This is a genomic window from Reinekea marinisedimentorum (assembly GCF_004341165.1).
In the GTDB taxonomy this organism is placed as follows: Bacteria; Pseudomonadota; Gammaproteobacteria; order Pseudomonadales; family Natronospirillaceae; genus Reinekea; species Reinekea marinisedimentorum.
Genome location: NZ_SLZR01000002.1, coordinates 330,027 through 343,543 on the forward strand (window position 1 = coordinate 330,027; position 13,517 = coordinate 343,543).

Genomic DNA, 13,517 nt, shown 5'->3' on the forward strand with positions numbered 1-13,517 from the left:
ACTCCCTTATTCGACAATCCAGGTATCTTTACTGCCACCGCCCTGCGATGAATTCACCACCAGCGAGCCCTTTTTCAATGCTACACGCGTTAAGCCACCGGTTGTGACATAACTTTCATCGGCCTGCAGAATGAAGGGTCGCAAATCCAGATGCCGGGGTTCAATGGTACCTTTGGCAATCAGCGTGGGCGCTGTTGAAAGCTTCAACGTTGGCTGGGCAATGTAATTCCGTGGGTTGGCTTTGATCAGCTTGGCAAAGGTTGCCTGCTCTTTCTTGGTGGAATGCGGGCCGACCAGCATGCCGTAACCGCCGGATTCATTGGCCGGTTTCACCACCAGCTTATCGAGATTTTCCAGCACGTATTCGCGCTGCTCTTCGTTTTCACACAGGAAGGTTTCAACGTTCGGCAGAATCGGCTCTTCATTCAGGTAATAGCGGATGATCTCTGGCACATAGGCATACACGACCTTATCGTCGGCCACGCCTGCGCCCGGCGCATTCGCCAGCGCTACATTTCCGGCACGCCAGGCGCGCATCAGACCGGGCACGCCCAGCACCGATTCTTTGTTGAATACTTCCGGGTCCATAAACTCATCGTCGATGCGGCGGTAGATAACATCCACCTGCTCGGCCCCATGGATGGTCTTCATGTAGACACAATCATCATCGGCCACAAACAGGTCGCTGCCCTCAACCAGCTCGACACCCATCTGCTGAGCTAAAAAGGCGTGTTCAAAGTAGGCGGAATTAAAGATACCCGGCGTTAAGACCACGATCTCCGGCATTTCCACTTCGCGCGGGGAAAGCGAGGCCAAACGGTCAAACAGTTGTGATGGATAGTCACCCACCGGGCGAATGTTGTCGTTTTCAAACAGCTCCGGGAAAACCCGTTTGGTGATCGCGCGGTTTTCCAGCATATAGGAAACACCGGAAGGCACCCGGAGGTTATCTTCCAGGACATAAAACTGGCCATCGCCTGCGCGCACCAAATCGGTGCCGCATATGTGTGCCCAAACCCCAAACTTAGGCGTCATGCCAACACATTCCGGCCGGAAGTTTTTCGATTCTTTGATGATGTACTCGGGAATAATGCCGTCTTTAAGTACATTCTGATCGTTGTACAGATCGTTAATAAACATATTCAGCGCGGTGAGCCGCTGCTTTAAACCGGCTTCGGCGACTTTCCAGTCTTCTCCACTGATGATGCGCGGCAGAATGTCGAATGGCCAGGCCCGGTCGATATTGCCTTCGTCGGTGTAAACCGTGAAGCTCACCCCCATCTCGGCAATAGTGGCCTCGGCCATCTGTTTACGCTGGTCGAGCTCGTCCTGCTCCAGCCCCGAAAGATAATTGACCAATTGCTCAGCTGCTTTTCTGGGCTTGCGGTCTTCCTGGATCAGCTCGTCATAAAACTGATCCGACTGATACTTATTCCAACTGTTATCCATCTTAAATCTGCCTTGAAAACTTTTTTGTAATTCATCCGGGTAAAGGCGAATGACTGTAATTCTGCGAGTCTCCCCAGTGAAGCCAGCTAGCTCACTAAGTGACGGATACGAATAGAGAATTCTTCGTTAATAGCAAAATCAGCAATTATTAAACCAACTTCATTGCAGATTAGTTTCACCACAAATACAAGGATAAATAGCGATTCAGAATGTCAAGGAACGAAAAAGATAAAAACGAAGCAGGATTATCAGCAAACCCAGCGACAGTACGGCTAAATCCAGCCAATGCAGATAAACCTCCGCCGGCGCCATGAAGTAATCCACCAGTGCGACACCGGCAATAACAACACCACTGAGAATGACGCCAACATTAAACCAGCGGCGACGTTTCCGCCGGATCAGCTCAAGCAGAATAATGCTCAGATAAGCACAGCTGGCCGCCAGGTTAAGCGGCCACAAACCACCACCATTCAGCTCAGTCAGGCTGCCCAGCCAGATAACACCAACAAACACCAGATAGGCTTCATATAACCGGATCACACCACACCCTTTTAAAGCTTCTTTACTGTATGACCGAATTTTTGTACTACAGTTTCAGGAAAAGTACTTGTAACCATGAAAACCCTACACCTGATTCGCCACGCCAAATCCAGCTGGGAGAACCCGCATCTGGGTGATCTTGAAAGGCCATTAAACAGCCGGGGCTTGCGCAGCTGCCCGTTAATGGCACCGCATATACTGGCATCAGGCTGTTCATTAAAGAACGTCTATTCCAGCCCGGCACTGCGTGCCCGCACGACCATTGAGCTGATTGCTCACAACCTGCCGCAACAGAACATCAGCTGGACGCTCTGTGATGCCTTATATTGCTTTCACCATAAAGAGCTTCGCGACTGGTGCCGCAACCTAAGCGATGACATGGACGAGGTTGTTATTATCGGCCACAACCCGGCACTGCTGAACTTCTGCAACAAGCTCACCGGTGCCCACCTGAACAATATTCCAACCTGTGGCTATGTTCAGCTGATTGACCCCGATCTGCAGAACTGGAACGACTTAGCCTGGCACACCTTCAGACTGACCTACTTCTTAAGGCCAAAAGACTTCGCTGAAAAGTGAACAGCGATTTCTTGCAAAGGTCTCGACATTCGCTGCGAACCGCGCCTAGTCAGCTGTTTTTCCTGAAGGCCAGAGATATATCAGAGTTATTAGAGGTGCCTTTAACCCAATCTAAACAACTGGGCGCGCAAAGACGTTAAAATTGGCATCAATTAATCAGAGAACCGATTCTATGAAGCAACGCCTACTGGTGGTTGATGATAACCCCGGAGTCACCACCCTGCTGGCCGATGTGTTTGCCAGCCAGAACTTTGAAGTACAGCAGGCCGAAAACGGTCTGGTCGCATTACGCCTGATGGAAAGCTTTCGCCCCGACATCGTTCTGCTCGACATCATGATGCCGGAAATGGACGGCTTTGAGTTTTTGCAGAAAATCCGCCGAACCTCGGATGTGCCGGTTATCATGATTACCGCCAAACAACATGAGAATGATGCAATTAAAGGCTTCCAGCTCGGCGCCGACGATTACATCGTCAAGCCCTTCCGCATTCGCGAGCTCTCTATGCGCATTCAGGCCATTCTGCGTCGCTCACGCTTTGCCAAGATTGACCGGGAAGAGCTGAACGTGGGTCAGCTGAAGATCAACCGAGCCAACAATGAGGTGCAGTTGGCCGGCAAGAAGATCGATTTAACAACCACCGAGTTTCACCTGCTTGAACTGATGGCAAACCGAGCCGAACATACCGTCAGCAAGGCCGACCTGTGCATGCACCTGATCGACCAAGGTTGCAGTGGTTCCGAATCAACGCTGAAAATTCACATACGCAACCTGCGCAGTAAAATTGAACAACAGGGTAACGACCAGACGCGCATTGAAACGGTCTTTGGCGTTGGCTACCGCATGCGGATTACCGAATGAAAAATTTATCGCTACGCAACAAACTGATGCTTTCTTATTTGCTGATTGCATTCTTCAGCTCATCGCTTATCTACGGCTTGATTCGCTTAGGTGGCGAACAGCGCGTTGCGCAGCTGATTCACGATTCGCACCTGAATGAAATTCACGACGAGGTTCTCAACTGGTATCGCGCTGAACAATCCTGGCAGGGATTTCAGCGCTATTTTTTCTCCTTACACCCACCTAAGGCCAAGCAACTGGCAAGCAGCGAAACCAGCCCGGAAGATCAATCCTCTCAAATACTGAAATCGCATGGCGTAGTCAGCGCAGACAACCGGGTACTGATCCGCTTTCTGGATTTTCGGGAAGACGATATTGTCCCGAATGCCTACCTGACTGACGCCATTCCGGTTCAGCTGGATCACCAGACCGTCGCCTATATTGTGCCCGGAGAAACCGTTGGCATCACGCTCGCTTCTGAAGAGCAGATCTTTCTGCAGCGCACCAATGAGGTTTTGCTTATTGCGATTATTGCCAGCCTGATTCTGGCCACGCTTCTGGCGCTGCTATTCAGCCGGATTATTTCAAAACCGGTACAGGCACTGACCTCGGCCAGCGAAAAGATGGCGCAAGGGCGCTTTAACCAGCAGATTCCCGTGCAGGGCGATGATGAGATCTCCCGGCTGGTAAAAACCTTTAACAAAATGAGTGACGACATCCATTCCCTGATCAGCAAACGCACGCAGTTTACGGCAGACATCAGTCACGACCTCGGCACACCCTTACAGATCATTTCCGGTTACGTTGAAACGGCACTGGATGGCGATATGGAGCTGACCAAAGAGCGACTGCACATCATTGCCAATGAAGCTGAGCGCATGCGCCGGTTGATAAAAGACCTGAGCCTGTTGGCGAGCTCAGATGATGGCAATCTGCCAATGAACCGGCAACCGGTTGACCCGGATGCCATCCTAACCAGCTGCGTTAAATCTTTTACGCAGGCCAGTAAAAAAAAGAAGATCCACATTCATTACAGCAATGAGCTGAATAAGCCAGAAACGTTACAGCTCGACCCCGATAGAATGGAACAGGTAATCGGCAATATACTGAGTAACGCGCTGCGCTTTACACCCGCACACGGCCAGATAGACATCACCCTGTTTAAAAACAAAACCTCGCTCTGCATAACCATTAAAGACAACGGCATCGGTGCTGAACAGTCGGTGCTTGCCAACCTGTTCGACCGCAGCTTTCAGGCAGACTCATCCCGCTCCGCAAAGACAGGTAATAAAGGTCTCGGCTTAGCGATCAGCAAGGCATTGGTTGAAGCACAGGGCGGGCTTATTTCTGCAGCTTCAGAAGGATTGGGAAAGGGACTTACCATTCGTATTTGTTTTCCTGCCGACGCCTCTCATTAGATATTAACCAATTTGATAAGCAGCCCTTCGATTGTGCATTTCCTCATGACTAGCTGAGCAGAAAATAAAATCAAAATAGCATTTATCAAGGTTTTTATCGGAATTGCAGTACAAGCAAAAATAACCTTGTCATAGCCCATGCTAGCATCTTCTGCGAAAGCCAATTACAAAAAAACGCCTGTTCAATGACGAAAATAAGCTGAACTTACGGCGTTTTTTACAGACCCCTTCAGGACGAATCGTTAACCCTACCGTCAGCACGGAACCGCTGAAATGTTATTGGCATTGAATCCCTGCAAGCCATTTTTTGGCCATGGGAAATTCAACAACCTAACTCTCAGAGCCATAATGATGCTGCAAAAAAAGTCACTTATAAACATCCTGATTAAATCCGGGTATCTTTCCGGGGCCGCTCTATTAGGCAGTATGGTTTCGGCAACGACACTGACGATTTCCGACACGCCACTCTTTCTGGAAAGCAGTGTGCAATCGAATATTTATTTTGTTATTGATGACTCCGGTTCGATGACTGCAGAGACGATTTATACCGATGGAGCCGTTGACAACTTTGGTATTAGTGCAACCAGTAAAACCAACAGTATTGGTATGATCGACTTCAGTGATGAACTTACGGTAATGGAAGCCTGCTCGGGTTTTAATTCACTCTATTACGATCCGGATAAAACCTACAGCCCCTGGGTCGGTGAAGACTCATCCGGCAATGACTTTGCCGATCAAAAGATCACTGCCGCGAATAACGCCAACCCATACAACACCAGCAGCACAACAAACCTAACCTCTGAAAGCACCATTACAACCACGACCAACAGCGGATGGGGTAAGGATAAAAACAGCTCGTCAACCTCCACGACGATCGGCTATGGCTACATGCGATTCAACGATCTTGATGGGGACGGTTATCTTGATGAATACACAGACCTTGATGGTGACGACGAACTGGACGTCTTTATAGACCTGAACGGCAATGACACCTTCGATGGTTATGTCAGCGCCGATGCAGACACCCGTTTCGGCAACGGCGGTGTCGAAAGTGAACTGGAATGCCCTAACCTCGACCTGATTGGTGACACAGTGACCGTCGGCAGCGACAGCCTGACAGCAAATGAATTTCTGGCGACCTGGTTCACCTACGCCAACGATATGGATGACGATGAGCAGACCAATTTTGCCAACTGGTATAGCTACTACCGCAAACGAAAATGGGTAGTCAAAGTTGCGCTTTCCGACATCATCACCGATTCCACTCAGCGCATGGGCATTACCACCATCTGGGATAAGTACACCACCGAAATTAAGGATGTCGATGACATTTCCCTGTCCGCCGATGACGACGCAGCGGATAACAAAGACGCCCTGTTGGCAAATATGTTTCAGATTGGCTCCAGCGGTACAACGCCGTTACGAAGCGCGCTGGTCAATGCCGGCAATTACTTTGCCGGAACCTCAGACAGCAGCAGCCCGATACTCTCTGAAGATGAGGGCGGCTCCTGCCAGCAGAACTTCACCATCATGATGACCGATGGTTTCTGGAACGGCAGTGACCCTTCAGTCGGCAACGAAGACAGCAATAACGACTCCGACTGGGACGGCGGCTACTATGCCGACGAATACTCAGGTGTCAGCAATACCCTGGCCGACGTCGCCATGTACTACTACGAGACTGACCTCGACTCCACCCTGGATGATTCAGTCCCTACCAACAGCTACGACGAAAACACCGCACAACACATGGTCACCTACATGGTTGCGTTTGGTGTGTCCGGCTCTTTAAATTATGACGACTGGGAAAGCTATATCGGCCTCACAAACAACGAAGACGTAACCATCGATTCGGTCAACGACTACATAGAGTCTGACTATTTTCCAGGTTGGCCAACCCCCTCATCCAGTTCCGCGACGACCATCGATGATGTCTGGCATGCAGCCTATAATGGCCGGGGATTATTCTTAAACGCACAAGACCCGGATGAACTGATTGAATCTCTCGAAAGTGCGATTGACGATATCGACGGCCGAAACTCAGCGGCCTCTGCGGTGAGTGTGACCACCGGCTCCATCACGTCAACAACGATGCTCTACACTACTTCTTTCAACAGCTCTGACTGGATCGGCCGCATCTATGGCTACGCCATCGACAGCGATGGCTCGCTGGCCGAAGACCCGGTCGTTGCCTCCTATATTCCGGAAGATTATGAGCGCACCATCATCAGCTGGAATACCGAAACGCTTGATGGTGTGCCCTTCGTGTGGGAAGACAGTTCCGGCGACGACGCCATCAGCAGCGATCAGCAAACAGAAATCGGTTCAGAAGACCTGCTGGAATACATACGCGGAGAAGACAGTTTAGAAGGCACCAGTTTCCGCGAGCGAGGCAGCTGGGAAAGTGACGATACCGATAACTATCTGGGAGACATCATCAACTCGGCTCCCGCCTATCTGGCAAACCCGATTTTCCTGTACGACGATGATCTGGAAGATGACGCCTACAGCGACTATCGCACTGACCCCGATGGTGACGACAGCAACGATTTTGAATACGGCGGCATTACCTATTACCGAACGCCAATGCTTTATGTCGGCGCCAACGACGGCATGCTGCACGCCTTTCAGGTAAACCCGGATACCGACGATGCCGACTTTGGTCAGGAACTGTTTGCCTACGTACCTTCCATGCTTTACGACCGCTTTGAATACCTGGCAGACGAAGACACCTACAACCATGCCTACTACGCCGATGGCTCACCTTATATCGGCGATGCTTACTTCGATAATGAATGGCACTCAGTGCTGGTTGCCGGGTTGAACGCTGGCGGTCAAGGCGTCTATGCACTCGATGTTACCGACCCGGACAGTTTCGACGGCACCGAAACGGCCGCTGCCCGCAATGTGCTCTGGGAGTTCAACGACGACAGTAGCAGCATCGATGACGATGGCAATCAGCTCGGCGATGACGACCTGGGTTACACCTTCAGCCGGCCAACCATTGCAAAGTCTTACGATAACGGCAACTGGGTCGCCATTTTCGGTAACGGCTATAACAATAACGAAGAAGACGGTCATCCTGGTACCGGCACCGCCGTACTGTACGTTGTAAATCTGGAAACCGGCGCGCTGATTAAAAAGATTGATACCGGCGTAAACGAACTTGCCACACCCAATGGATTATCCAGCCCCGTCACTCTGGACACCGATGGTGATGCCCAGGCTGATTACGTTTATGCCGGCGACTTCGAAGGCAATCTATGGAAGTTTGATATTTCCTCAGACAACACCGACGACTGGGACGTTGCACTGAAAGACAGTGGTGACAACATGCCATTGTTCACCGCCTGCAATGAAGATGAATGCGATACCACAAACCGACAGTCCATCACCGTTAAACCAATCATTGGCTTTAACTCATCTTCGACCGGCTACCTGCTTTACTTTGGTACCGGCAGTTACTTCCTTGACGATGACAACAGCAACAAGGGCATTCAAACTTTTTACGCCATTTGGGATAAAGACGACGGCACATCCGAAGAGTTTGACCGCACCCATCTGCTTAAGCAGGAAATTGTTGAAGAACTGTCACCGGAAAATGAGGATGACCTCAATAACAACGATGACCTGGTGGACAAACAACGTATTACCACCAATTACAGCATCAGCTGGCATGAAGACAGCGGCGTCCCCAATGACGATGAAGATGGCGACGGCAATTACGACACCCATCTTGGCTGGTATTTAGATCTCTACAACACCGAAGATGGCAACACCGAAGGTGAAGGCGAACGCGTAGTGGCCGATGCACTGTTACGCGACGACAGCGTGATTTTTGTCACCGTCATCCCCAGTGACGACCCCTGCTCTTATGGCGGTAACAGCTGGTATATGGAGCTGATTGCCAGCAGCGGCTCACGTCATTCGACTCCGGTTCTGGATGTTGACGGTGATGGCGATGTTGATGAGGACGATTACATCCTCTCAGATACCTACGGCACTGTGCCCAGCAGTGGCCGCTCTGACGTGGATGATTTCATCATATCGATGCCCGTTTGTGTGTCTTTGGGTGACGGTTCCGAAACCTGCTATTCAAACACATCCGATGCCAGTGTCAGTACCACCTACCGGGATTCTGGCGAGCTTTATGGCCGCTGGGAATGGCGCGAACTGTGATACAGAACTTACTCAGGAACTAACTATGAATATGTTAAAAAAACTCACGCTGGCAGGTGCAGCTGCGCTGCTCACAACACTCGTCTGCGCGGGCGAGACCATTGATCAGTTCACGTCACTGGATACCTCAGAGGGCTACTTCTGGGGTGATGATATGGTCTATTACTACACCAATTTCACCATCATTCAGGATTACGAAAGCGACGAACGGCTCAGCCTGAAATCGCTCAGCCCAGGCGACTGGCTGGTAATTTCTTACCAGAGCGACAACATTGGTCGAATGACGGCAAAACAAATCCTCATTGTGCCTGATGAAGAAACAGCCCGGTCAGTGAAGCGGGCGATGTAATAGCTGGGTCGTTCGAGGTTGCAAACAGGCCAATGTGTTTGCAGCCTTGCACAATCCTTCCTTATTCGTCAGCAAACAGACAAAACATGGGCTTAACGCGCTAAAGTTAGCCTCTCTATACCCTTTCTAAACCTCTTGGTTTTTCGTGAACGTACTATTTGCCACATCCTACTTACGGGCATAACTTCACGGAGAACCAGCTATGAAAAAAACACTTATCACATCTGCAATGGCTATCGCTCTTGCTTCTGTTTCCGGCATTACACTGGCAGCCAGCGACACCCAGGTTATCACCATCAACGATGTTGACTTTACCGTCTCGTCGGCATTCCAGTTCTTTGAATGGTCTAACGCACCGGCAGATTTTGTTTACGAAAAATCAGACGTACTCGAGTTTACCAACGCCGACGGTACGACTCATTTTTACCAGGTTGTTTACGTGGAAAACGGCAACGTTAACTGGTATCAGGCCGCGCACCTGGCTGACGATGCAGGTGGTTACCTCGCATCTATTAACTCAGCCGAAGAGAATGCGTTTATCTTCGAGCAGGTGAACGACATGAAATATTTCTGGCAATTCCCTGCGTACATAGAGGGTGTCAGCAGGACAAACCACTATGAAATTACCATCGGCCCTTTCCTTGGCGGCTATCAGCCCGAGGGTTCAGCAGAACCGGCTGGCGGCTGGACATGGCTGAGCGGCGAAGCAATGACTTATTCCAACTGGGCAGTGAATCTGGACGACGGCATATACGATAAAGACCCTCGGCCGAATGATCAGCCAAACGATTCCGGAGATAGTTCGAACCAGCGCGTCATGGGTTTTGGCGAAATGAACCTGCCGGTACCGACCTGGGGTGACTATATGGATGATGTCGGAACTTACGGTAAAGACCGGCTGCCGGGACGCTCCTACGCCTTCATTATCGAATTTGAATCTGCACCTAATTAACCGCGCAGTCACATTCAATCATTCTGCAGTTCTTTGAGCCTTCGGGCTCATTTTTTGAACATAGTGTTTCCACTGCCCCATATTTCGCGCCCTCATTTATGAAAAAGGAAAATCAAATGGCCAGTTATAAACGGCATTCAATCCCTACCATTATTCTGCACTGGTTAGTCGCACTCGGCATGATCGGCACCGCTACACTCGGCATCCTGGTTACCAGTATGGAACGCGGGCCGGATCAACACACCCTGATGAATATTCATAAGGCACTCGGTGTTCTCACCCTCGCATTCGCTGTGGTTCGGGTTATTTGGCGCACCAGGGAAGGAAAACTGGAATCACTGGGCAATATGCCACGCTGGCAGCAAATTGCCGCCGCCTCAACACACGGTCTGTTGCTGTTCGCAACACTGTTGATCCCCATTTCCGGCCTGATGATTTCAATTGGCCTCGGCTATTCAGTTACTGTATTCGGCCTGCCCTTTATTCCACAAACCGACCTACAGATTGAATGGTTATCGGATTTGGGCTACACCCTCCACGGCGCAGCCAAGTACGTGCTTATTGCGGTAGTCGTTGCGCACGCTATGGCGGCAATCAAACATGAAGTCGTTAACAAAGACGGCACCACGTTACGCATGCTCGGCTTTGGAAATAAGTATTAGATCACCACCACAGGCACCGATGGTAACCTTTCAATCATGTCAACTAACGGGATATTCCCATGAACAAGATACTTATATCTTTTGCACCGTGTTTAGCCCTTGGTTTCGTCTGCGCTGCAGATTCCTTCAACACCAGTGCTTATCAGGGCACCGGCGATGTCACCTTTGGACTAGCAACGACGACAAACACCCGTACCTTTAATTGCGAACAATCCAGTGGCCGAACTGCGGCAATGGGTGAAATTACCGGCGCATCCGGAAGCGTTTGGACGGTACCCGCCAGCAACAATTTTTCAACTGCGCAGCATGCCGCCAACCTGTACGACGAATGCTCAGGCAATACGCCCGACAGCCTGAGTGAGGTCAACCTGAGTAACGTGCCAGTCGTTACCATTGATGACGATGGCGACGAAATTACCGGCTACATTTTTGCCGACAATTACTTTGAGCTTTACATCAACGGTGTACTTGTCGGTGTTGATGCCGTTCCTTTTACACCCTTTAACAGCAGCGTTGTTAAGTTCAAGGTGAGTAAGCCGTATGACATCGCCTTTAAACTGATCGACTGGGAGGAAAACCTCGGCATCGGTTCTGAAGCCGGTCGGGGTTCACGTTACTCACCAGGCGATGGTGGCATCATCGCCAGCTTCAGCGACGGCACCGTCACCGGAGCGGACTGGAAAGCCCAGGCATTCTACACAGCGCCGATATACGATTTATCCTGCCTGAAAGAAACCGGCACAGTCAGGGACTCTTCCGGCTGTTCAACAAAACCTGCCAGCAATGCAAACAGCTACGGCATTCACTGGCCGCAGCCAATGGGCTGGATGAACGAAGGCTTCGATTCATCCGACTGGCCTCAGGCCGTTACCTATACCGAAGCAACCATCGGTGTGAACAATAAAAATGGTTACCTGAACTTTGTGGAAAAATTCACCGGTGCCGGTGCTGAGTTCATCTGGAGCAGCAACCTGATTCTCGATAACCTGGTGTTGGTACACTATCGGGTTGAGTAACGAAAGTACCAGGAGCAGAAACAATTATGGCGCAGCCAAAGCAACATCACATTGCCTTTCTTCATACCGGTCGGGCGCATATAGCGACCTTTCAGACACTCATGGAGGAGCTTGCGCCAGAGCTTAGCGTGCATCACACCGTGAACGAGTCATTGCTATTGCATGCACAGCAATTCGGTGAAGACGAGGCACTCTTCAATAACGTCAAAGATGCGTTACTTGCTGTAACGAACGACGCGGTGCTAACCGTCTGTACCTGCTCTTCTATCGGGTCTGCCGCTGAGCAGGTAGCACACAGCCACGGCCAAAACATCATGCGTATTGACCGGGCCATGGCCGATATCGCCGCCCAGCAACCGAGGATTCTGGTGCTTGCAGCCCTAGAAAGTACTCTGAAACCAACACGCTCGTTACTGGAAACCTCGGCAAAGAACCACGCCTGCTCCCCGGAAATCTGTTACCGAGTGGTTGAAAACGCCTGGCTGTATTTCCTTGCCGGTGATACCGACTGCTACAACAGGCTCATCAGCAAAGCAGTTGATGAGCAATCAGCAGGTTACGACGTTGTGGTGCTGGCACAGGCGTCAATGGCCGGCGCGGAACGCCTGACTACAACTACCACACCAATACACAGCAGCCCCCGCCTGGGCGTGCAGGCGGCCATCAATCTATTTCACAAACTTGGAAAACCTGTGTAAGGTCATACATCCGTCAAAAATAGCGGTTACGGTCGATTATATTGCACCGCCGATGCGCTTTTCTGCTAGGGTGTCCACCCATGCCTGCTAGGATCAACAGATGATTGAATTCTGCTCTACCGAAACTCAGAACGAATGGCTTAAATTACGCAGTGAACTTTGGTCGGATGACACCGAGGAAGATCTGCAGCTGGACATCGACGATATGCTTGCTGAGCCTGATCATTTCGTACAGGCACTTTTCCGGTTAAGCGACGGTGAAGTAGCAGGCTTTGTCGAGGCTTCAGTGCGCTCCGATTACGTAAACGGCACATCGACAACGCCGGTCGTGTTTCTCGAAGGCATCTATGTTATCCCTAAGCATCGTGGCTACGGCATTGCCGCTAAGCTAATACAGTTCATCACCGATTGGGCGATCGAAAACGGCTACTCGGAACTGGCATCGGATGTACTGCTGGAGAATACCGAAAGCCAACAGATGCATGAAGCCCTGGGTTTTGAAGAAACCGAACGCGTGGTGTATTACTGCAAATCGCTGGTGTGATCGTGCAACAAATGCATGAAACTCGCGACTAACACGGTCATATTTTTAGGTTACACTGTTTAGCCACCTGGCACGCGTGATTAAAGATGACCGTTAAACCCAACGACACTCTGCAAATTTTTAAACCTTTTTTAAGCTGAATCTGACATCTTTTGGTGGTCCTGCTGCGCATATTGGCTATTTCCGCAAAGAGTTGATTAAAAAACAGCACTGGCGAAGCGCAATTCGCAGAGCTGTTTTCCCTTTGATCGCGGTTACCAGTTTTACCCTGTTGAATATCTGACGGTGCTCAC

At 50.4% G+C, this 13,517-nt stretch carries 13 protein-coding genes; 11 read left to right on the plus strand and 2 right to left on the minus strand.

Annotated elements, in window-relative coordinates:
* Positions 1–6: 6 nt before the first annotated feature.
* Entirely contained in the window at positions 7–1,449 is a 1,443-nt protein-coding gene (locus BCF53_RS03745; RefSeq protein WP_132700037.1) for a circularly permuted type 2 ATP-grasp protein, read from the minus strand.
* 204 nt (positions 1,450–1,653) lie between these two features.
* Positions 1,654–1,989, minus strand: a complete 336-nt coding sequence (locus BCF53_RS03750; protein ID WP_132700039.1) for a hypothetical protein — start codon at positions 1,987–1,989, stop codon at positions 1,654–1,656.
* 75 nt (positions 1,990–2,064) lie between these two features.
* Here BCF53_RS03750 and BCF53_RS03755 point away from each other — a divergent pair, with 75 nt between their 5' ends.
* From BCF53_RS03755 to BCF53_RS19595, 11 genes are all read left to right on the plus strand, one after another.
* The gene (locus tag BCF53_RS03755) at positions 2,065–2,568 is read left to right on the plus strand and encodes a SixA phosphatase family protein (protein ID WP_132700041.1); all 504 of its coding nucleotides are present in this window, start codon (positions 2,065–2,067) and stop codon (positions 2,566–2,568) included.
* Positions 2,569–2,740: 172 nt separating this feature from the next.
* Positions 2,741–3,427, plus strand: coding sequence for a response regulator transcription factor (locus tag BCF53_RS03760; RefSeq protein ID WP_132700043.1), 687 nt, complete (start codon positions 2,741–2,743; stop codon positions 3,425–3,427).
* Positions 3,424–4,824 carry a sensor histidine kinase gene (locus tag BCF53_RS03765; RefSeq protein WP_132700045.1) on the plus strand — a complete coding sequence of 467 codons (1,401 nt, stop codon included), beginning with the start codon at positions 3,424–3,426 and terminating at the stop codon, positions 4,822–4,824. The genes BCF53_RS03760 and BCF53_RS03765 overlap by 4 nt, the downstream gene beginning before the upstream one ends.
* Positions 4,825–5,172: 348 nt before the next feature.
* Positions 5,173–9,003 (plus strand): pilus assembly protein, encoded by a 3,831-nt coding sequence (locus tag BCF53_RS03770; protein ID WP_165901799.1) that lies wholly within the window; start codon positions 5,173–5,175, stop codon positions 9,001–9,003.
* Positions 9,004–9,028: 25 nt separating this feature from the next.
* Positions 9,029–9,352, plus strand: coding sequence for a hypothetical protein (locus BCF53_RS03775; protein ID WP_132700049.1), 324 nt, complete (start codon positions 9,029–9,031; stop codon positions 9,350–9,352).
* A 202-nt stretch (positions 9,353–9,554) separates the two neighbouring features.
* Positions 9,555–10,304 carry a C-type lectin-like domain-containing protein gene (locus BCF53_RS03780; protein ID WP_132700051.1) on the plus strand — a complete coding sequence of 250 codons (750 nt, stop codon included), beginning with the start codon at positions 9,555–9,557 and terminating at the stop codon, positions 10,302–10,304.
* Positions 10,305–10,420: 116 nt separating this feature from the next.
* Positions 10,421–10,966 carry a cytochrome b gene (locus BCF53_RS03785; protein WP_165901800.1) on the plus strand — a complete coding sequence of 182 codons (546 nt, stop codon included), beginning with the start codon at positions 10,421–10,423 and terminating at the stop codon, positions 10,964–10,966.
* A gap of 59 nt (positions 10,967–11,025) precedes the next feature.
* Positions 11,026–11,982 carry a hypothetical protein gene (locus tag BCF53_RS03790; protein ID WP_132700055.1) on the plus strand — a complete coding sequence of 319 codons (957 nt, stop codon included), beginning with the start codon at positions 11,026–11,028 and terminating at the stop codon, positions 11,980–11,982.
* Positions 11,983–12,008: 26 nt separating this feature from the next.
* Positions 12,009–12,680: a hypothetical protein gene (locus BCF53_RS03795; RefSeq protein WP_132700057.1), complete on the plus strand. Its 672-nt coding sequence runs from the start codon at positions 12,009–12,011 to the stop codon at positions 12,678–12,680.
* Between the two features lie 100 nt (positions 12,681–12,780).
* Positions 12,781–13,224 carry an aminoglycoside 6'-N-acetyltransferase gene (gene aac(6'), locus BCF53_RS03800; protein ID WP_132700059.1) on the plus strand — a complete coding sequence of 148 codons (444 nt, stop codon included), beginning with the start codon at positions 12,781–12,783 and terminating at the stop codon, positions 13,222–13,224.
* 136 nt (positions 13,225–13,360) lie between these two features.
* On the plus strand, positions 13,361–13,507 hold the full coding sequence (locus BCF53_RS19595; RefSeq protein WP_341539404.1) for a hypothetical protein: 147 nt from the start codon (positions 13,361–13,363) through the stop codon (positions 13,505–13,507).
* Positions 13,508–13,517 lie beyond the last annotated feature (10 nt).